The following is a 20,313-nucleotide window of genomic DNA, read 5'->3' as shown; positions in this document are numbered from 1 at the left end:
GTGTCAGCCCGCGGCGAGTCGTCGAGGCACCTCTTCCACGGGGGCGGTGCGCTGGACGGCCTCCTCCCGCAGCCACGCGAGCGTCGTCAGCCGGTCCTCGTCGAGGATGCGCTGGGTGGTGACGCGGTCCGGGTAGCAGCGCATGAACATGTGCGTGAAGTGCGTGCCGTAGTGGATGAACTCGTCGCGCGTGGGGTCCTTCAGCGGGCGGACGCAGGCCTCGAAGTGGGGCTCGTGGAAGTACGCCATCGCGAAGCGCTCGCGTGAGGCGAGCACCACCTTGTGCGGCGTCGACAGCAGATAGCCCCGCGTGAGGAACTGCAGGATGTCGCCGGGGAACACCGTCAGCACGTCGGGGACGGGCTTCACGAAGGTCCACGGCTCGTCGTGCTCGTACATGCCCGCGGAGCTCTCGCCCGGCAGCCAGTTGCGCTTGCGCGGCTCGCCCTCGACGGGCGGGCGGACCCACAGGCCGCCCACGTCGTCCTGCGCGGCGATGACGAGCATGCCGTAGTCCGTGTGCGCGCCGATGCCCCGCGTCGTTGCGGGGGAGCGTGCGGGAAAGCGCAGCACGCGCATGTGATGCCAGCCGTCCTTCGTCAGCGCGGTGAGCGCGCCGATGTCCAGGCCCAGTCCCAGCGCGGCGAGCCGCAGCAGCCGCTCCCCCGCGGAGCCGAGCTCCTCGGTGTGCGCCTTCATGCCCAGCCGATAGGCCTCATCCGGCCAGGGCGCGGGGCCATGGCAGGGCCAGCCGGACTGCACGCGCGCGTCGGTGAGGGGCACGTCCTTGCAGACGGTGAAGACCTCCGAGTAGTCGGCCTCGCCCGCGGTCAGCTCCTCGCCGGAGGCGACGTAGCCCGAGTACGTCGAGTCACTCACGCAGCGCTGCTTCTCCTCCAAGGGCTGGCGGAAGAAGCGCCGGCTCAGCTCGAAGGCGTGACGGGCCTTGTCCGCCTGCGCGGGGCTCATGCGAATCTGGAAGATGCCGTCGCGTCGCCAGGCTCGAATCATCGCGAGCCCGAGCGCGACATCGGCTTCACTTCCACTCACGACGTGCGGCAAACGGAATGTCTCCAACTCGGCCATGGGCGCTCCCGGGTGGGGGTGGGCTGGGGGCGCTCCCGGAAACAAGCTGGCCGAGTCGGAAGATGCGACGGGGGCGCTCCGCCGGCGCGCGAGTGGAGCAATCCCTCGCGTTCATCGCCAGACACGGGGCCAAATCCACCCAGGTTTCGGGGGGGCAGATTGTCGGGAAGTGGATGCGAGGGCGCGCGAATTCCGCCGGGGGTTTATTTCAGGGGAGGCGAGGGTCGGCGCGCGTCGTGTGAGAGCGTCGCGCCATCCAGGCGGACGATGCGGCCCTCGGCCTTCGCGCGCGGCGCGGGCTTGCCCGAGTGCAGCGCCTGCGCGAGCAGGTCCAGCGGCGTGCGCCCGTCCTTCATCGCGGGCGTGGAGGGCAGCCCCTTGAGCATGTCGTAGCCGTCCTTGCCGCTGGTGAGGAAGCTCAGCGTGGCGAGCCGGTACGTGGCCGCGTCGTCGAGCGGCTTGCCGTTCACCTTCACGTCGACGACGCGCGAGCCCGGCGGCTTGCGTGCGTCGAAGGTGAAGCGCATGCCGGAGACCTGGAGGAAGCGGCCGGGGCGCGCGTCCTCGCGGCTCAGGCTGACGCCGTTCTCCAGCGCGGCGCGCAGCGTGGCGCCGGGGATTTCCACCACCACCAGCTCGTCGGTGTAGGGCATCAGCGCGTGCAGGTCCCTGCGCGTGAGCGTGCCGGCGGGGAGGATGGTGTCGGCGCGCAGCGCGCCCCCGTTGACGAAGGCCACCTCGGCGCCGGCCGCCTCGCGGAAGATGTCCGCGACGAGCGAGCCCAGGTTCGTCTCGCGCGAGCGCACCTGCGTGCCGCGGGCGTCGAGCGCCACGGGCGTCCTGCCCACCGGCTCCGCGAGCCTGGCGAACAGCGCCTCGTAGGGCTTCATGGCCGCGTTGAACTCCGCGTCCTCGGGTACCTTCTTCGTGACGGGCAGCCGCGCCCAGGACAGCTTGCGCACCTTGCCCGTGGCCGTGTCCACGTCCAGCGTGAGCCGGCCCAGCTCCAGCGCGTCCGCGGGCACCTTGAAGATGGGCGTGCCGGCGGTGCGGTCATTGGCGCCCACGTGGTCATGTCCCCCCAGGATGGCGTCGACCTTCACGCACTTCGCCAGCTGCCGGTCCTGCGCCAGCTCCAGGTGTGTCAGGCCCACCACCACCTGCGCCCCGTCCTCGCGCAGCTTCGCCACCGCCTCCCGCGCCGCCTGGCAGAAGTCGGTGAACAGCGTGTCGGGCCCGGCCTTCGTCGAGGTCTTGGTCTCCGGCAGCACCACGCCGAACAGGCCCACGCGGACGCCACCCAGCTCCCGCACCTCGTACGCCTTGACGCCCTCGAACAGCGTGCCCGTCTTCCCGTCGACGACGTTGGCGCCCAGCCAGGTGAAGCGCGACTGGCGGATGCGCTCCTTCAGCACGTCGTCGCCGAAGTCGAACTCGTGGTTGCCCAGCACCGCCACGTCCAGGCCGAGCGCGTTCCACGCGTCCACCATGTGCCGACCCTTGAGCGCCTGGTCGTCCACCTCCAGCAGCGACTCCACCGACGGGGACAGCGTGTCGCCGCCCAGCAGCGTCAGCACGTGCGGGGACTCGCTCAGCACCCGCTTGCGCAGCGTGGCCACCCGCGCCAGGCCCCCCCGGCCCCCGTGCTCCTGCTGGGGCTGCACCTGGTACACGTCCGCCAGGTGGAGCAACGTCAGGCGCGTGGTGCCCGAGGGCGCCGCGCCCTGGCCGAGGCCCGGGGCCAGCGTCAGCAGCAGCGCGAGCGGCAGGAGCAGGGCCCCACGTCGGGCCAGCGCTGTCGTCGTCGTCATCGCGAGTCGTTCTCCAGGGGCGCCCGCACGGCGCCGGGCTCGCCGGAGTAGCGCACTCACGCGACGAACGCGAGCACACCCGCCTTCACCTCAGGCCCCTGAGTCACGACCATCCCAGGACAGCCAGGAAAGTCGCCGCAGTGTGTCATGGGTGAAAGTTACAGAAATCTGATGAAGCCGGTTTGCCCGTACTTCACAGCGATTGCTAGGACCCGCCCTGAACAACCCTAGGGAGGTCGTCACCATGCGACACAACACGTGGAGCGCGCTGCTGTTGGCCGGCTTGTTGGGCTGCGGCGAGAGCGCGCTCGAGCATCAACAGCGCTCCGGCGAGGAGACAGCGGAGGTCGTTCAGCGGCTCGGCCCGTCGAGTCGTCCGGGCATGGGCGCCACCATCTATTCGGGGGGCGTGACGTTCCGCACGTGGGCGCCGCTGGCGCAGAAGGTCTTCGTCGCGGGCGACTTCAGCGGCTGGGGGTGGGTGGAGCTGGGCGGCGAGGGCAACGGCAACTTCTCCGGCGACGTGGCGGGCGCGGTGAAGGGGCAGAAATACAAGTTCGTCACGCGCAACCAGTGGGGCGGCGACGCGTGGCGCGCGGACCCGCGCTCGGCGTGGCAGGAGAACTCCACGGGCGCCAGCATCATCTACGACCAGGGCGAGTACTGGTGGAACGCGCAGCAGTACAGCACGCCGGGCTTCAACGAGATGGTCATCTACGAGATGCACGTGGGCACGTTCCACGACTCTCCGGGCTGGGGGCCGGGCAACTGGACCAGCGCCATCGCGAAGCTCGACTACCTGCGGGATTTGGGCATCAACATGGTGAAGGTGATGCCGGCGTACGAGTTCGCCGGCGACTTCTCCTGGGGCTACAACGTGGCCTTCCCGTTCGCGCCGGAGAGCGCGTACGGCTCGCCCAACGACATGAAGCGCTTCGTGGACGAGGCGCACTACCGGGGCATCGGCGTCATCTTCGACGTGGTGCACAACCACTGGGGGCCGAGCGACCTGCCCATGTGGTGCTTCAGCGGTGACTGCCTGGGCAACGGCGGTGAGTACTTCTTCACCGACAACCGCAAGTCCACGCCGTGGGGCGATACGCGCCCGGACTACGGCCGCGCCGAGGTGCGCGCGTACATCCGCGACTCGATGATGAACCTGCTCGACAACTTCCGCGGCGACGGCCTGCGCTGGGACGCGACGAAGTACATGCGCACCATCGACGGCTCGGGCGACATCTCGTCGGCGTGGCAGGTGTTCCGCTCGGTCAACCGGGAGATCAACGCGAACAAGCCCTGGAAGATCTCCATCGCGGAGGACTTCGGTGGCGGAGACTCCATCACCAACGACGCGACGAGCGACTTCGCGGGCGGCGCGGGCTTCGACGCGCAGTGGACCGCGGAGTTCGTGCACCCCATCCGCGCGGCGGTCATCGAGCAGAACGACGCCAACCGGAACATGAACGCGGTGCGTGACGCGATCACCCAGCGCTTCAGCGGGCGCTCTCACGCGCGCATCATCTACTCGGAGAGCCACGACGAGGTGGCCAACGGCCATGCCCGCGTGCCGGAGGAGATCTGGCCGGGCAACGCGGGGAGCTGGGCGGCGAAGAAGCGCTCCACGCTGGCCGCGGGCATCACCATGACGTCGCCGGGCATCCCGATGATCTTCCAGGGCCAGGAGATTCTGGAGGACGGCTTCTTCGCGGACGGAGACCCGGTGGACTGGGGCAAGCTCTCCACCTACGGCGGCATCCACAACCTGTACCGCGACCTCATCCGCCTGCGCCGCAACTGGAGCAACAACACGCGCGGCCTGCGCGGCGGCAACGTCAACGTCCACCACGTGAACAACTCCGGCAAGGTGATTGCCTATCACCGGTGGGAGAACGGCGGCCCGGGAGACGACGTCATCATCGTGGCCAACTTCAGCGGGACGTACTTCCCCAGCTACAACATCGGCTTCCCCCGCACGGGCACCTGGTACCTGCGCTTCAACAGCGACTGGAACGGGTACTCGGGGGACTTCGGCAACACCGCGTCGGCGAACACCACGGCGTACGGCGGGGCCAAGGACGGCATGGGCAACAACGCGTCCTTCGCGATTGGGCCCTACTCACTGCTCATCTTCTCGCAGTAACGCTTGAGGAACGTCCCGGGCGCCCGGAGTCAGGCGGGCGCCCGGAGGCTCCTCACACGGTGTAGCGGCGGCCCTGCTGGAGCGGCTCGATGACGCTCGCGGCCGTGTCGAAGTCGTCCGGGTAGTGGATGAGGCGCATGCGGGCGCGCAGTCCCTCCGGCAGCGCGGCGAGCTTCTCGTAGGGCGTGTGCACGCCGTAGTTCGTCTCGTGGATGACCAGGTCCGCGCGCGACAGCCAGTCGATGAGGCCCTCGTCGAAGGCGGTGTCGGCGCTGTAGCCCAGGCACCGGCCTCCGGCGTGGATGCGCAGCGCGGTGGTGGGCACGTGGTGGTACGTCATCCGCGCCTCGATGAGGAAGGGCCCGTGGCGCACGGCCGACTCGGTGGAGAGGGGCGTGTGCTCGAAGTAGTCCTCGAAGTGCTTGGGGTTGGGGGCCTCGCCGCGCTTCTCGATGAGGCACTCCATGCCCGCGGCCAGGTGGCCCTCCCACAGGCGCTCGGCGACGTCCGGGTGCGCGAGCAGCTCCAGCTTCTTTCGCAGGATGAAGAAGGAGAAGTAGCCCAGGCCCTCCAGGCCCGAGGAGTGGTCCGCGTGCAGGTGGGTGAGGGCCACGGCGCTGACGCGGTCCACGTCCAGCGGGACGCCGGACGTCAGTGACGCCTCGCGCATCATCTTCCGGATGGGGTGGGGACAGTCGATGAGGAGGACCTGGTCGTCGACCTCCACGGCCAGGCACGAGGAGTAGTGGAGCGCGGAGAAGGCGTCACCGACACCCAGGGGGATGAAAGTCATGCTCATGGCTGGCTCCGGTGGGACGGGTGGAGGCGCTCGCGCAGCTTCGCCGCGACGGCGGGAGGACAGAAGTCGGAAACGTCCTCGCCCCGGAGGACGCGCGCCTTGAGGCCGCTGCTGCTCACCTCGGCGAGGTGGGCTTCCGCGGGGAGGAAGAGGGTGGCGATTTCGGGCGCGAGCACGCGGTTGTTGTGCGCGAGCTCCGTCTCGAACTGGGCGTCGGTCGCGCCCCGGACACCTCGGAGCAGGACGCTGGCGCCGATGGCCCGCGCGTAGTCGACGATGAGCCCCTCGGTCCACGCCACGGTGACGTTGGGGTGGGGGGCCACGGCCTCTCGCACCAGGGCGACGCGCTCGTCGGGGGACAGGAGCGTGTTCTTCGCGGGGTTGATGGCGACGATGACGACGACGTGGCCGAACAGTCGCGCGGCCTGGCGGACGACGGACAGGTGCCCGGCGGTGACGGGGTCGAAGCTGCCTGCGTAGACGGCGATGGTCATGGCGACACCTCGGGTGCTCCGGGCGTGAGCGCGTGGGACGGGGGGAAGGCGACGGTGACGAAGAAGGTGCCCGCGACGCAGAGGGCCGCGGCCAGGAGGAAGTGGCCCGTGTAGCCGAGGGCCTGTGCGCTGAAGCCGCTGAGGGCCGCGGCGGCGCCGGTGGCGAGCACGACGAGCGAGGCCTGCACGGTGTAGTCGGTGGCGGCGTGGTCGGGCCGGCAGACGTCCATCATCGCGGTGAAGACGGCGGCGGTGGCCATGCCGCTGGCCACGTGCTCCACGGCGCAGACGGCGGTGAGCCAGGGCAGGCCCGACACGGTGCCGCTGGAGACGAGCGCGTACAGCAGCACCGCGGTGGCCTGGATGGCGCCGAACAGGAGCAGGGCCCGCTTGCGTCCGAGTCGCACCACGAGGCTGCCGCCGACAAGCGCGCCCACCAGGCCCGCGGTGAAGCCCACGCCCCCGAGCAGCCACGCGATGTCGGTGAGCGTCAGGCCCCGGTCGACCAGGAAGGTGCGCAGCATGCCGGTGGCCAGCGCTTCACCGGCCTTGTAGACGACGAGCAGGGCGAGCCATGTCCCCGCTCCCGGGCGATGCACCCACCAGCCGAGTCCCAGGCTCACGCGGGGCGGGGGCTCGGAGGGAGGCTCGCGGTAGAGGGCCACGGGGATGGTGGCGACGAGCAGGATGAGGCCGAGGGCCATGAGGGTGGGGCGCCAGCCGGCGGCATCGAAGACGGCGAGCATCACGCCGCCGCCCAGGATCATGCCCACGCGGTAGGCGGCCACCTGCACGCCGTTGCCCCAGCCGCGCTCGGAGGGGGACAGCAGCGTCACCGCGAGCCCGTCGGTCGCCACGTCCTGCGTGGCCGCGAGCAGGTTGACGCCGAGCACCGCGGCGAACAGGACCTGCGTGCTCACGGTCGTCTCCGGCAGCGCGAGCGAGAGCAGCAGGCCCGCGCTCAGGCACTGGAGCGGGAGGATGTAGCCGCGCCGGAGGCCCCAGCGCGCCGAGCCGTACCGGTCCATGTACGGCGCCCACAGGAACTTCAGCGCCCACGGGAGCGCGAGCAGGTGCGACAGGCCGATGGCGGGCAGCGACAGACCCTGGTGGCGCAGCAGCACCGGGAGCGCCTGGGTGAAGAAGCCGAAGGGCAGGCCCTGCGAGAGGTAGAGGCTCGACAGGAGCCCGAGCTTCGTCACCGTGCCCAGGTGGGGGCTCGCGACGAGGCTCGCTCCAGGGAGCATCGTGGAGGATGGGAGTGTGTCTTCACGCCCGGCGGGCGGGGTGTGGAGGGCGCTCATGCGAGCCTCCCCTCGGACAAGGCAGCGCGCGACGTCGTGTCGCGGCGGCATGTCGATGCGATGCGCCGGGCGAGGGCCGCGCCGTGCATGGGCCCTGTGTCCTGGGTGGAGTCGCAGCGCGCGGTGCCGGGCTCCTGGCCACCGGTCGATGGGGGGAGGAGCGGGCTCATGCCTCCTCCCCATCCAGCACCCCCGCGGCCATGCGCTTCACGGTGTTCGCGGCCGTGCCCGCGGGCACCAGGCCCGGCGCACTGGCCGAGAGCACGAAGTAGCCCTGGACCGCCGCGAAGAGCCCCGCCGCCAGGGCCCGCGCCTTTCGCTTGCCCACGCTCGCCGCGACCAGCGACTCCAGCTGCTCCAGGTCCGCGCGCACCACCTGCTCATAGGCCGCGCGGACCTCGGGCTGACGGATGGCCTCCGCGCTGATGGTGACCCAGCCCGCGACCGCGCTCGTGTCCGCGTCGGGCCCCAGCGAGAGGAACGCGTCCACGAACGCGTCCACGCGGCCTCGGCTGTCCTCGGGCGGGAGCTTCGCGAGCTTCGCCGCCACCCGCGCACGGCCGCGCGCCGCGAGCTGCTCCACCAGGACGAGCAGAATCTCCTGCTTGTCGCTGAAGTGGTAGTGCACCAGCCCCGGGCTCAGCCCCGCCGCCTTCGCGATTTCGTTGACCGAGGCCCGCTCGTAGCCCCGCTCGGACATCACGCGCAAAAGGCCGGCGACGATCTGCTGGCGGCGCTCCTCGGTGTTGGACGGACGGGGCATGGTGGCCTTGTTTATTGGTTGTGTGACCAACTTATAAACAGGCGAGCGGGTGACGTCAACCCGTCCTCTGGGAGGGGGCTCACCGTGGGGTGGAGAGGTCCCCCGTCTGGACCGCGGTGCGCCGCCCGGAGACGAGCGCCTGGATTCCCGCCGCCACCAGCTCCGGCACCTCCAGCGAGGGCAGGTGGCTGACGGCGGGGAGCTTCATCACGTGGAACCCCGGGTGCTGTACGCCGAAGGCCACCTGGGTCTCCAGGTACTCGTGCGCGTCCGGCTGCGCGTACAGGTGTAACGTGGGCGTGGGCGGATTCAGTCCCGCGAGCGCGCGCAGGGGCGAGCCCTCCCGGGCATAGGCCGCCGCGATTTCGCGCGCCGCGCGGGCCCACATCTCCTCGGAGAACTCGAGCATGTCCTCGTGGATGACGCGCAGCACGTCCTCGTGCTCCACGCCGCGCGTCCACTCCTTGAACAGCGCGTCGCGCGTGCGTCCCCAGCGCTCCGACATGAGACCGCGCAGCGTCGCGAGGAAGGGCGGTGGCGGCTCGGTGACAATCCAGTCCAGCAGGACGAGCTGGGGAACCCGCTCCGCGCCCAGCTCCCGGCGCAGCTCCAGTCCGAAGAAGCCCGCGTGGGACACCGTCACCGGCACCACCTGCTTCGCGCCGCTGGCCTCCACCACGGCCTTCAGGTCCTCGAGCACCGTGCCGCTGTCGAAGTCGCCCTCGCCTTGCTCGGAGTCGCCGTGGCCCCGCAGGTCGACACAGAGGACGCGGTGTCGCGCGGCGCTCAGGGGGACCAGGGACGCGAAGACCTCCCGGCGCGTGCACCAGCCGGGGATGAAGAGCAGCGTGGGCTCGCCCTCGCCGACGTCGTCGTAGCGGATGCGGGCATCGCCGGTGGAGCGCACCTCGGGCATGTCTCCCCCTGTGGAACGAGGCTTCTCGTCAGAGGGTGGATACCTGAACGGAGCGTCGCAGCAGGCGAGCGGGGAAGGGGCGGGGGCCCGGGTCGGCCCTTGCCTCAGAACGTCAGCAGGCTCGTCACGGGCGTCGGCGCCAGGCGTTTGCCGCCGTCGAGGAAGCCCAGGTGGATGAGGAAGCTGAAGCCGACCAGCTCTCCACCCAGCCGCTTCACGAGCCGCCCCGTGGCCTCCGCGGTGCCGCCCGTGGCGAGGACGTCATCCACCACCAGCACGCGCTCACCCGGGGCCAGGGCGTCCTCGTGTATCTCCAGGCCGTCCGCGCCGTACTCCAGCGAGTAGCGCTCGACGACGGAGCGGTAGGGCAGCTTGCCCGGCTTGCGCGCGGGGACGAAGCCCGCGCCCAGCGCGAGGGCCATGGGCGCGCCCAGCAGGAAGCCCCGCGCCTCGACGCCCACCACCTTGGAGATGTGCTGTCCCCGGAAGGGCGCGGACATGGCGTTGATGACGCGGCCGAACAGCCTCGGGTCGGCCAGCACGGGGGTGATGTCCTTGAAGACGATGCCGGGCTTGGGGAAGTCCGGCACGTCGCGCAGGCTGGACTTCAGGTCATCGACGAGGGTGGTGTCGGCGAGGCTCGCGGCGGGCAGGGGCATGGGAAGAGCTCGGGGTTGACGCAGTGAGGGGGCCGCCGTCCGTCCAGCGCGGCCAACAGGTTGTCCACCGCCATGGAGGCCATGCGCCCCCGGGTGGCGTGCGTGGCGCTGGCGATGTGGGGCGCCAGCAGGACGTTGGGCAGGCCCAGCAGCGGACTGTCCTGGGGCAGCGGCTCGGGGTCCGTCACGTCCAGGGCCGCGCCGCCCAGGCGGCCCTCGCGCAGGGCCTCGACGAGCGCGTCCGGGTCCACCACGCCGCCGCGCGCGGTGTTGACGAGCAGCGCCCCGGGCTTCATCGCCGCCAGCTCCGCGCGCCCCACCCAGTGCCGCGTCTGGGGCGTCAGCGGCACGTGCAGGGTGAGGATGTCCGCCTCGGAGAGCAGCGTGGCCTTGTCCACGCGCCGGGCCCCCGTCTCCTGCTCCAGCGCGGGCCTGGGCTCGCGGCTCACATAGAGGATGCGCATCCCGAAGCCCCTCGCGCGCCGGGCCACCGCCGAGCCGATGGCCCCGGGGCCGACGATGCCCAGCGTGGCGCCGTACACGTCCGTCCCCAACAGGACGGTGGGGCTCCAGGTGCGCCAGTGTCCCGCCCGGACATGGGCGTCCGCCTCCGCCACGCGCCGGGCGAGGCCCAGAATCAGCGCGAAGGCGAAGTCCGCGGACGTCTCCGTGAGAGCGCCGGGGGTGTTTCCCACCACCACCCGCCGTTGCGTACAGGCCGGTACATCGATGTTGTCGTAGCCGACGGCCACGTTGCTGACCGCCCGCAGGCCCGGGGCCTGGGCAAGCAGGCGAGCGTCCACCTGGTCCGTCAGCAGGGTGACGAGCCCCTCGGCGCGTGCCGCCTCGGCGAGCAGGGTGTCACGGGAGGGTGGCAGCTCCTGGGGCCAGACGTGGAGGTCCACGAGCCTGCCCAGTCGCCCGAGGGCCTCCCCGGGGAGCTGGCGGGTCACGAAGACACGGGGGCGGACGGTCCGGGCCATGGCGAACGTTGATGCTCTCATAGCCTGATGCCGGTGGCTGCTTCCGCTGGCGGACTCATCCACATTTCCCGCGAGCGGGAGCCCCCTTGCTGTGCTAGTGGCAGGGGTTCCCCGGCGTTAGGAGCCTGGGGCCTGTGCCAGCCGTGCAATCCACCGCCGACATCCGAGACGCCCTCCCTCCTCAGGACACCCAGTGGCTCAGGGCCCTGAAGGCCGAAGTCCAACCCACCATCTTCAAGAAGGGCCGGGAGGTGGCGGAGTCGCGCCGCGTCTTCGGGCTCCAGCGCGAAGGGGACCACATCCGCGCGCAGGTCGCCGGTTCCACCGGCGAGCGCTATGAAGTCGTGATTGCGCTGGGGGACGGCAAGGCCACGTCCACCTGCACCTGTCAGTCGTGGAACGCGGATGGCCCCCACTGCAAGCACGTCGTCGCCGCGGCGCTCATCTACGCCGCGCGCTTCCGTCCTCCGCCCCGCCCGCAGCCGGTGGCGCCCCAGCCCGTGGAGCCACAGGCCGCCGCGTCCAACACCAGCAACGAGGTGGTGGACAACGAGGTCCCCATCGAGCCGGACTCGCCTCCGGTGGACGCCGCGAACCTGCCGGCGCTCGCCAAGGTGGAGAGCTGGCTGGGCCTGTCCTCGCAGCCGGACTACGAGTTCTTCTACCGGCTGACGGCGGCGAACACGAACGCCGGCACCCGTCAGTGGGTGGTGGACGTGCGTCGTCAGGACGCGCAGACCAAGGGCCCCATCCACGTCAAGCGCACGCTGCAGACGGGCGGGCGGCTGTCCCCGGCCGACGAGCGCGTCTTCATGGCGCTCTCCCGCCACGAGCACCGCTACGACTCTCGCCTGGTGCTCTCCGACGAGGACCTGAGCGAGGTGATGGACATCCTGCGCCAGCGCCGGGTCATCTACCGGGGCACCGCGCTCATCAACACGGAGACGCCCGTGCGACCGCAGATCCGGCTGGAGTCCCGGCCGGACGGCGCCACGGCGCGCATCGAGCTGCTGTTCCCGGACGGCGGCAGCTTCTCGCTCAAGGACGTCATCATCCTGTCGGGGCGGCGCACCTGGGTCATCCAGGCGCAGAACCTCCACCCGGTGGAGCCGGACTTCCCGCCGCGCCTGCTGCGCAAGTGGCTGCTCGAGCCCAACATGTCCTTCCCCTCGGGACAGCTGGACCGGGTGCTGACCTTCTTCGCCGCGCACCTGCCGCGCTTCCGCATGTCGCTGAAGGCGGACGACATCGAGGTCGACGAGGCGGTGGAGCCGCGCTTCGTGCTGACGCTCGAGGGCAACCCGGAGAAGGTGAAGGTGCAGCTGGCCGCGCGCTACGGGCAGACCACGGCGCCGGTGTCCCCCACGGCCACGCACCTGGGCTACGCCAGCGGCGTGGGCGGGGACAGCCGCAAGCTGTACCGCCGCCGCGAGGACCTGGAGCGCGCCGCGGGCAAGCAGTTGCTCGATTTGGGCCTGCGCTTCGAGCCGCAGTCGCAGGCGTTCGACGCGACGGGTGACGTGGCGCTGGAGTTCTGGGCGCGGGGCCTGGCGTCCTTGCCGGCGGAGTGGGAGCGCTTCGGCGTGCAGGCGCCCAAGGTGCGGCTGCGCCCCAAGCTCAAGCCGCGCATCCGCGTGGGCATGAGCGGCGTGCAGTGGTTCGACCTGGACGCGGAGTTCGTCACCGACGACCAGGCGGTGGACCTGGGCGCGGTGCGCATGTGGCTGGACTCGGGGCGGCGCTTCGTGCCGCTCAAGGACGGCACCTTCGCGGAGGCGGACGCCGTCGAGCTCAAGCGCGTGGCGGACCTCCTGGAGGAGGCGGGCGCCATGCCGGGCCGCTCGCGCACGCGGCTGCCGCTGCACCAGGCGGTGGCGTTGGACCTGCTCGCGGACCTGGGGGAGTTCACCGAGGTGGAGGCGAAGGCGCGCCAGGCGATGCTGGAGCTGCGCGAGACGGCGGGTGTGCCGAAGGTGGCGGTGCCCGACGGCCTGCAGGCGACGCTGCGGCACTACCAGGAGGCGGGCCTGTCCTGGCTCTGGTTCCTGCGCCGCCACGGCCTGTCCGGCATCCTCGCGGACGACATGGGTCTGGGTAAGACGGTCCAGTCGCTCAGCCTCTTGCAGAAGATGGCCAACGAGGAGGGCCGCAAGCCGTCGCTCGTGGTGGCGCCCACCAGTGTGCTCGCCAACTGGGAGCGCGAGGCGGAGCGCTTCACGCCGGGCCTCAAGGCCATGGTGTGGCACGGGCAGGACCGCAAGGAGCGCGCCGAGGACCTGAAGGGCATGGACCTGGTGCTCACGTCCTACGCGCTGGTGCGCAGGGATTTGGACCAGCTGTCCCAGGTGGGCTTCCGCTTCGTGATTCTGGACGAGGCGCAGAACATCAAGAACGCGGACAGCGCCACGGCGCAGGCGTGCAAGTCGCTGCCGAGCGACACGCGCCTGGCGCTCACCGGTACGCCGCTGGAGAACCGGCTGTCGGAGCTGTGGAGCATCTTCGACTTCCTGATGCCGGGGTTCCTCGGCAGCGCGGACAGCTTCGGAGACCGCTACGAGCAGCCCATCCAGGTGGCCAACGACGCGTCGGCCCGGGACAGGCTGCGCCGCCGCATCCAGCCCTTCATCCTGCGCCGCTTGAAGACGGAGGTGGCCAAGGACCTGCCGCCGAAGACGGAGAGCGTCGCGTGGTGCGAGATGGAGCCCGGCCAGGCCGCGCTCTACCGGGAGGTGATGGAGGAGAGCAAGCGCAAGGTCAGCGAGAGCATCGAGAAGGTCGGCTTCAAGCGCAGCCGCGTGTCGATTCTCGCCGCGCTGATGCGACTGCGGCAGGTGTGTTGTGATCCACGCCTGCTCAAGCTGCCTCCTGGGACGCTCTTGCCGCCCAGCGCGAAGGTGGAGCGCTTCCTGGAACTGGTGGAGGACCTGGTGGCGGAAGGCCACCGCGCCCTGGTGTTCAGCCAGTTCACGGAGATGCTGGAGCTGCTCAAGCAGGAGGCGGACAAGAAGGGTCTGCGCTACCTCTACCTGGACGGTCGCACCAAGGACCGTATGGGCAAGGTGGACGAGTACAACCGCCCGGACGGACCGCCCCTGTTCTTCATCTCGCTGAAGGCGGGCGGCACCGGCCTCAACCTCACGGCGGCCGACTACGTCATCCACTTCGACCCGTGGTGGAACCCCGCCGTCGAGGACCAGGCCACGGACCGTACGCACCGCATCGGCCAGACGCGCGCGGTCATCAGCTACAAGCTGATTACCCGCGGCACGGTGGAGGAGAAGATCCTCTCCCTGCAGCGTCGCAAGCGCGACCTCGCCGCGGGCGTCCTCGGTGGGGAGGGCGACGAGATGGCCCGCACGCTCACCGAGCAGGACATCCAGGAGCTCTTCACCGAGACCTGAGTCGGAACAAAGGGTTGGGGCTCCAACGGGCCCCGCCCTCACCCGCCCGCCATCCGTCCGGTTGGGCTGAATGCCTGTGCAGTGTCAGGGGGACCTGTTAGGGTGTTCAGTGCCAGAGCCGTCGTACGGACATTGGAGGGCGCGCGTGCTGCTGGGTCTGCGGATTTCGAACGTGGCGGTGATCGAGGAGGTGGAGGTGGCGTTCGGAGCCGGCCTCACCGTCCTCACGGGTGAGACAGGTGCGGGCAAGTCCATCCTCGTGGATTCATTGGGCTTGCTCCTGGGAGGGCGGGCGGACGCGGAGGTCATCCGCGCCGGCTGCGAGGAGGCGTCCGTGGAGGGCGTCTTCGCGCGGACGCCAGTCCTGGGCACACGCCTGGAGGAGCTGGGCCTGCCGGACCTCGGGGATGAGGTGCTGGTGCGCCGGGTGCTGGGGCGCACCGGAAGGGGCAAGGTCTACGTCAACGGCGCGCTGGTGACGGTGGGCGTGCTCGGGAAGCTGACGCGGGGGGCGGTGGACCTCGCCGGACAGCACGAGCACGTGAGCCTCTTCGACTCCGGCCTGCACCGGGTGCTCCTGGACAGGTACGGGGAGATGGAGGCGCCGCTGGCGACCTACTTCGGGGAATACCAGGCGCTGCGGGAGGTGGACGCGCGCATGGAGGCTTTGGGCGGGGACGAGGCGAAGGTGCGCGAGCGCGCGGAGTTCCTGCGCTTCCAGCTCGATGAAATCTCGCGCCTGGACCCGGAGCCGGGCGAGGACACGCGGCTGGACGCCGAGCGCAAGCGCCTGTCGAGCGCGGAGAAGCTCAAGCGCCACGGCGCGGAGGCGGAGCTGCTGGTGGCCGGCGACGAGTCCTCGGCGCTGGAGACGGTGGGCCGCGCGCTGGGGCTGGTGCACGACGCCGTGAAGTGCGACGCGACGCTTGCGCCCGTGGCGCAGTCGCTGAGCACGGCGCTGTCGGAGCTGGAGGAGGCGCAGCGGCGGCTCAACCGGTACGTGGAGGGCCTGGAGTCGGACCCCTCGCGCCTGCGGGACGTGGAGGAGCGGCTGGATGGCCTGAAGCGGCTGTGCCGCAAGCACGGCGCCACGCTGGACGGCGTGCTCAAGAAGCGCGGCGAAATCGAGGCCGAGCTGGGCACGCTGGAGAACCGCCAGGAGGTGCTGGAGGAGCTGGCCTCGGAGCGCCGCAAGGTGGAGGAGCGCGCGCGCAAGGCGGCCCTGGCGCTGTCGCGGGCCCGCACGAAGAGCGCGGTGGAGTTCTCCGCGCAGGTGCGCGAGGGCCTGGGGCACCTGGCCATGGGCAAGGCGGCCTTCGAGGTGCGCGTGACGCCTGGAGAGGTGCTGCGTCCGGACGGCCTGGACGACGTGGAGTTCTTCTTCAGCGCCAACCCCGGCGAGCCCGCCCGGCCCCTGGCGAAGGTGGCCTCGGGAGGCGAGGCGAGCCGACTGCTGCTGGCCCTGAAGCGGGCCCTGGCGGACAGCGACGCGTGCGGCTCGTACGTGCTGGACGAGGCGGACGCGGGCGTCAGCGGCGCGATTGCCGACGTCGTCGGGCGGATGATCAAGGAGGTGAGCGGCCACCGTCAGGTGCTCTGCATCACCCACCTGCCCCAGGTGGCGGCCTACGCGGACGCGCACCTGCTCATCCGCAAGGCGGTGAAGGGCGAGCGGACCGTCTCCCAGGTGACGGTCCTGGCGGCGGGCAGCGAGAGGACGCGGGAGCTGGCCCGGATGATGTCCGGCGTGGAGGTGACGCGCGAGGCGCTGGGGGCGGCGGAGGCCCTGGTGCGCTCGGCCCACCGTTCCCTGGGGGCGCCCAGGACCCGCCGGGAGTCCGGACCCGAGGGAGGACCCCGGGGACGCCTCAGGCGGACGGCTTGACGCGCTGCAAGGTCATCCGTGTCCTTGCCCCATCCTTGGGTCTCACATAGCATCCTTGGTGTGTCCAACACCGCAGGGCAGACCGCGGCCTCCCGCCTCAAAGTCGTTTCCGCTGGCCTGACGGACGTCGGGCGGAAGCGCAACCACAACGAGGACAGCTTCCTCATCGACGATGAGCTCCAGCTCTACGTCGTGGCGGACGGCATGGGCGGTCACGCGGGAGGTGGTACCGCGTCGCGCATCGCCGTCGAGACCATCGACAAGGAGCTGCGCCGGGCACGGGAAGGAAAGGACAACCCCTTCCTCTCCGTGCCTCACCTCCAGGACTCACCGATTCCGGAGGCGCTGCGCACGGCCGTGGAGAAGGCGTGTCTGGCCATCTACACGGCGGCGCAGGAGGACCCACGCCTGTCCGGCATGGGCACCACCGTCATCTCCCTGGTGGTCCGCGAGGAGCACGCCTTCTTCGCGCACGTGGGAGACAGCCGCGCCTACCTCATCCGGGGCGACCTCATCCAGCAGATCTCCGAGGACCACTCGCTGGTCAACGAGCAGATCAAGGCCGGGATGATCACGCCGGAGGAGGCCAAGCACTCCCGCTACAAGAACATCATCACCCGCTCCGTCGGCTTCGAGGAGGAGGTGCAGGTGGACGTCATGGGCCTCGTGTCGGAGCCCAACGACGTGTTCCTGCTGTGTTCGGACGGGTTGGCCAACATGCTCGAGGACAAGGAGATCCACGAGGTGGTGGCCCAGGCGAAGTCCTTCGAGGACATCCCCAAGCGCCTCATCGACTTCGCCAACGAGCGCGGCGGCGACGACAACATCACCGTCATCCTGGTGCGGGTCGCCGCCTGACGGCGACTCACGAAGTGGTGGCCGGCAAACACCTCGTCAGGTCTCTGTTGACCTTGACACTCTTGGAAGCTGAATGGTAGCTGCCCAAACGTTTCCAATCCTGACAGACGCCGTCAGGTGACGGAGCTGGAGGGGTGTGGCGGTGGGGGGAGGTGTTGAGCGCCGGGGAGCGACTTAGCTTCTGGCGCCGGATGTCCCACGCAAGCAGGGAGCTGTCCCGTGGCGAAAAAGTCCTTCACGTTGATGGTGATCCCGGACCACGACGCGCCGGTGAAGCGGTACACCATCCAGCGCTCGTTCCTCATGCAGGTGGGGATGGGGCTGATGTTGGTCGTGGGACTGGGCGCGGGCGCGAGCATCCACTACTTCCAGGTCGCCGCGGATGCCTCGGAGAACCGCATCCTCCGGGATGAGAACCTGACGTTGCGCTCGCAGCTCAAGTCGGTGCGTGAGCGCATCGAGCACATCGGTTCGACGCTCGACCGGGTGGAGCGGTTCGACCAGAAGCTGCGCGCGATGACGCTGCTGTCGGACCCGCAGCGCAACCTGGCGATGGGCCCCACGGAGCCGGAGGCGCGGGTGCCGACGACGGACACCCAGTTCACCCAGCTGACGACGACGGAGACACCCAAGCTGCTGATGGGCCGGCTGGACAAGCTGAGCGCGGAGGCCACCCGGCAGGAGCAGAGCCTCCAGGAGCTGCAGGCGTACTTCCAGGACCAGAAGTCGCTGCTCGCCTCCACGCCGTCGGTGTGGCCGGCGCGCGGTTGGGTGACGAGCGACTTCGGTCAGCGCGTGGACCCGTACACGGCGGACCGGGTGATGCACTCGGGCCTGGACATCGCGGCCCCGCACGGCAAGGAAGTGTACGCGCCGTCGGACGGCACGGTGGTGTTCGCGGGCCTGGAGGGTGGCTACGGCAACGTCATCGTGGTAGACCACGGCTACGGCATCAAGACGCGCTACGGCCACCTGGCGAAGATGCTGGTGAAGGCCGGTGACCGGGTGAAGCGCGGTGCGCTCATCGCCGCGGTCGGCAACACGGGCCGCTCCACCGGACCGCACCTGCACTACGAGGTCCGCGTCAACGGCATCCCCCAGAACCCGCGCAAGTTCATCCTCGAGGAGTAGTCCGAGGCGCGAAGGGCCCCGGGCGGCTTGCTCGGGGCAGGTGGTTCGCGGAGCACGTGAAGCCCAGGGACGTCGGACCTTCTCGGGTCCGCCCCGGTGGCAGGTGCTCCGATGTGTGGTCCTCGGCAGGTGGGCTCACGAGAGTTCTAGCGGGGCCGCGAAGGCACGGGCGAAGCACGACTCCGGCCGCGCGCTCCTTCGCGATGCCAGGGCCGTGCGCCGGAAGGTGGAGCGCGTCGCCGGGGCGATGCGACCCTCCTGTCAGAGGAACGTCGCCTGCCCGGGGATGGAGGCGTCGAGGCGCAGCCGGCGACGCTGGAGCCCATCAGCCCGGCCGCTGCGCTGCATGACGTGCGCGCGCTCCAGCTCGGCCCAGATGAGCGGCCCGAGCACCTGCCAGTGCGAGGGCGCGTCCACCGTCACCTCCAGCAGGCTCACCGTCCACTCCGGTACCTCGGCGTCGGGCGTACCCTCGGGCAGCACGCGGCGGACATCGCGCACGAGACGCTCGTGGGTGGGGCCCGCCAGGTCCTCCTTCACGGAGAGCTGCGAGGTGGGGACGAGGAGCGCCGCGAAGGCATCCGGGTGCAGGCGAATCACCTTGGCGCCCGGGTACTGCGCACCGAGCGACTCCACGGTGGCGCGCAGAATCGCGTCGCCGACGCCGAAGCCGAAGCGCGCGTTGTGCGAAATCATGCCCTTCACGTCGGCGATGACGGCCCCCACGCGCCAGCCGTCGTGGTGGGCATGGGTGGACAGGTCGTACTCCTCCTTCAGGAGGTTGCCCTGGGTGAGGGCGGGCACCTGGAGCGCGCCCGTCTTCGCGTCCGGATGGCCGCGCCGGGCCTGCTCGGCCTGGAGCAGGGCCTCGACGGCGGCCTGCACGGGGGCCTGGGGTGAGCGGGTCAGCACCCAGGGGTACAGGGCGATGAGGGCGGTGGCGGTGGCGTCGTCGAGCGGATAGGGCATCTCACGCGCTTCTCTAGCGCGTCACGCGCCCGCGCGCAGGCGCTTCCCGCCCGACTGTCAGCGAAGCCGGTGGGCCGTCACCGTGACCTCGTCGCGGTCATGGTAGAGCTGGCGGACGGTGAGGCCCTCCCAGCCGCCCTCCTCGACGAGCGTGTGCCGCACGCGCACGAGCACGGGATTCTTGTCCTTCATGGGCAGCTTGATGTTGGCCACCAGATGGCTCGCCCAGCCCCGTCGCCCCCACTTGGCGAGCAGCTGCGCCACCTCCAGCGGACGCCAGGCCATGTCGCAGAAGAGCCAGTCCGCGGGCTCCTCGGGCGCGTAGGCGAAGGCGCTCTCCTGCACGTGCTTCACCCGGCCATGGGACGCGAGCTCCGGCATCAGCTTCGCCGGGTCCACCGCCACCACCCGTGCGCCACGGGCGACCAGCCGCTGCGTCCACCCACCCGGCGCCGCGCCCAGGTCCACGCAGACATCGCCGCGCCCGGGCTCGAAGGCCAGCCCGTCCAGTGCCTCCTCCAGCTTCATGGCCGCCCGGGAGGGGGACTCGACCTCGCGGCGCATGCGCCGGCGTCCACCCGGGGCCAGCGACAGGGCCTCCCGCGCGAAGACGCTGCCCACCACCGTCACCCCATCCGGGGCGACGCAGAGCGCGACGAGCCGCGCGCCCGCCTCCTTCGCCCGGGCCCCATCCTCGAGCAGCCGCTCCGAGGGGAGCCGCGCCTTCACCGCCGCCTCCAGCGCCTCCGCCGTCGTCGCCAGGGGATTGCCCCGAGGGCTGTCGGGCGTGAAGGACTGGAGGACCCACGGCCCGGCGCCAGGTAGCGCGCCGATGGATCGGGCCGCCGCCTCCGCCAGGACCTCGGGCGCGCCAGGGGGGAGGGAGGCGACCACCAGGTAGCCAGCCCGCGCGAAGGCCGGAGGAGGGCTCGGGCTGCGCTCGCTCTCCACCAGGGCGTCTCCCAAGAGCCGGGGCGCCGCTCCCGCCCAGGCGAGCTCCTCGAAGAGGTGCGACTCGAAGCCCGCCCGGCACGTCCACAGCCAGCGCCCGGCCACCGGCGGCTGGGTCTGTGCGGGCATGGAGGGAATCCGCGCCCTCGGTGGGGCGGGAGGC

General features: G+C 70.8%; 16 protein-coding genes. 5 read left to right on the top strand and 11 right to left on the bottom strand.

Features of this window, described 5'->3' with window-relative positions; genetic code table 11:
• Positions 1-3 precede the first annotated feature (3 nt).
• Positions 4-1,062 (bottom strand): 2-oxoglutarate and iron-dependent oxygenase domain-containing protein, encoded by a 1,059-nt coding sequence (locus tag FL311_RS00910; protein ID WP_228556605.1) that lies wholly within the window; start codon positions 1,060-1,062, stop codon positions 4-6.
• 227 nt (positions 1,063-1,289) lie between these two features.
• Complete coding sequence (locus FL311_RS00905) at positions 1,290-2,897, bottom strand: bifunctional UDP-sugar hydrolase/5'-nucleotidase (protein WP_141322896.1); 1,608 nt, start codon at positions 2,895-2,897, stop codon at positions 1,290-1,292.
• A gap of 244 nt (positions 2,898-3,141) precedes the next feature.
• Between FL311_RS00905 and FL311_RS00900 the strand changes: the two genes are divergently transcribed.
• On the top strand, positions 3,142-5,037 hold the full coding sequence (locus FL311_RS00900; protein WP_141322895.1) for an alpha-amylase family glycosyl hydrolase: 1,896 nt from the start codon (positions 3,142-3,144) through the stop codon (positions 5,035-5,037).
• Positions 5,038-5,089: 52 nt separating this feature from the next.
• Here the strand turns inward: FL311_RS00900 and FL311_RS00895 are convergent, their stop codons facing one another.
• From FL311_RS00895 to FL311_RS00865, 7 genes are all read right to left on the bottom strand, one after another.
• Positions 5,090-5,836, bottom strand: a complete 747-nt coding sequence (locus FL311_RS00895) for an MBL fold metallo-hydrolase (protein ID WP_141322894.1) — start codon at positions 5,834-5,836, stop codon at positions 5,090-5,092.
• Positions 5,833-6,330, bottom strand: a complete 498-nt coding sequence (gene coaD / locus FL311_RS00890; protein ID WP_046715340.1) for a pantetheine-phosphate adenylyltransferase — start codon at positions 6,328-6,330, stop codon at positions 5,833-5,835. Before coaD ends, FL311_RS00895 begins: the two co-directional genes overlap by 4 nt.
• Complete coding sequence (locus FL311_RS00885; RefSeq protein ID WP_228556604.1) at positions 6,327-7,634, bottom strand: MFS transporter; 1,308 nt, start codon at positions 7,632-7,634, stop codon at positions 6,327-6,329. Before FL311_RS00885 ends, coaD begins: the two co-directional genes overlap by 4 nt.
• Positions 7,635-7,800: 166 nt before the next feature.
• On the bottom strand, positions 7,801-8,397 hold the full coding sequence (locus FL311_RS00880) for a TetR/AcrR family transcriptional regulator (RefSeq protein WP_141322893.1): 597 nt from the start codon (positions 8,395-8,397) through the stop codon (positions 7,801-7,803).
• 79 nt (positions 8,398-8,476) lie between these two features.
• Entirely contained in the window at positions 8,477-9,313 is an 837-nt protein-coding gene (locus tag FL311_RS00875; RefSeq protein ID WP_141322892.1) for an alpha/beta fold hydrolase, read from the bottom strand.
• 104 nt (positions 9,314-9,417) lie between these two features.
• A complete protein-coding gene (locus FL311_RS00870) occupies positions 9,418-9,972 on the bottom strand; it encodes an adenine phosphoribosyltransferase (RefSeq protein WP_141322891.1) in 555 nt (184 codons plus the stop codon).
• On the bottom strand, positions 9,921-10,955 hold the full coding sequence (locus FL311_RS00865; RefSeq protein ID WP_141322890.1) for a D-glycerate dehydrogenase: 1,035 nt from the start codon (positions 10,953-10,955) through the stop codon (positions 9,921-9,923). The genes FL311_RS00870 and FL311_RS00865 overlap by 52 nt, the downstream gene beginning before the upstream one ends.
• A 134-nt stretch (positions 10,956-11,089) precedes the next feature.
• Between FL311_RS00865 and FL311_RS00860 the strand changes: the two genes are divergently transcribed.
• From FL311_RS00860 to FL311_RS00845, 4 genes are all read left to right on the top strand, one after another.
• Positions 11,090-14,356, top strand: coding sequence for an SNF2-related protein (locus FL311_RS00860; RefSeq protein WP_228556603.1), 3,267 nt, complete (start codon positions 11,090-11,092; stop codon positions 14,354-14,356).
• Positions 14,357-14,501: 145 nt separating this feature from the next.
• Positions 14,502-16,241, top strand: a complete 1,740-nt coding sequence (gene recN / locus FL311_RS00855) for a DNA repair protein RecN (protein WP_141322889.1) — start codon at positions 14,502-14,504, stop codon at positions 16,239-16,241.
• Between the two features lie 60 nt (positions 16,242-16,301).
• On the top strand, positions 16,302-17,099 hold the full coding sequence (locus FL311_RS00850; RefSeq protein ID WP_046715334.1) for a Stp1/IreP family PP2C-type Ser/Thr phosphatase: 798 nt from the start codon (positions 16,302-16,304) through the stop codon (positions 17,097-17,099).
• 219 nt (positions 17,100-17,318) lie between these two features.
• A complete protein-coding gene (locus FL311_RS00845; protein ID WP_141322888.1) occupies positions 17,319-18,230 on the top strand; it encodes a M23 family metallopeptidase in 912 nt (303 codons plus the stop codon).
• A gap of 261 nt (positions 18,231-18,491) precedes the next feature.
• Here FL311_RS00845 and FL311_RS00840 read toward each other — a convergent pair whose 3' ends face one another.
• Together FL311_RS00840 and rlmM are read right to left on the bottom strand one after the other, a co-directional pair.
• Positions 18,492-19,199, bottom strand: a complete 708-nt coding sequence (locus FL311_RS00840; protein ID WP_141322887.1) for a GGDEF domain-containing protein — start codon at positions 19,197-19,199, stop codon at positions 18,492-18,494.
• A 57-nt stretch (positions 19,200-19,256) separates the two neighbouring features.
• Positions 19,257-20,279, bottom strand: coding sequence for a 23S rRNA (cytidine(2498)-2'-O)-methyltransferase RlmM (rlmM, locus tag FL311_RS00835; RefSeq protein ID WP_141322886.1), 1,023 nt, complete (start codon positions 20,277-20,279; stop codon positions 19,257-19,259).
• Between the last annotated feature and the right edge of the window lie 34 nt (positions 20,280-20,313).

The organism is Myxococcus sp. AB025B (genome assembly GCF_006518215.1).
GTDB lineage: Bacteria > Myxococcota > Myxococcia > Myxococcales > Myxococcaceae > Myxococcus > Myxococcus fulvus.
This window is presented reverse-complemented; position numbering and strand designations above follow the sequence as displayed.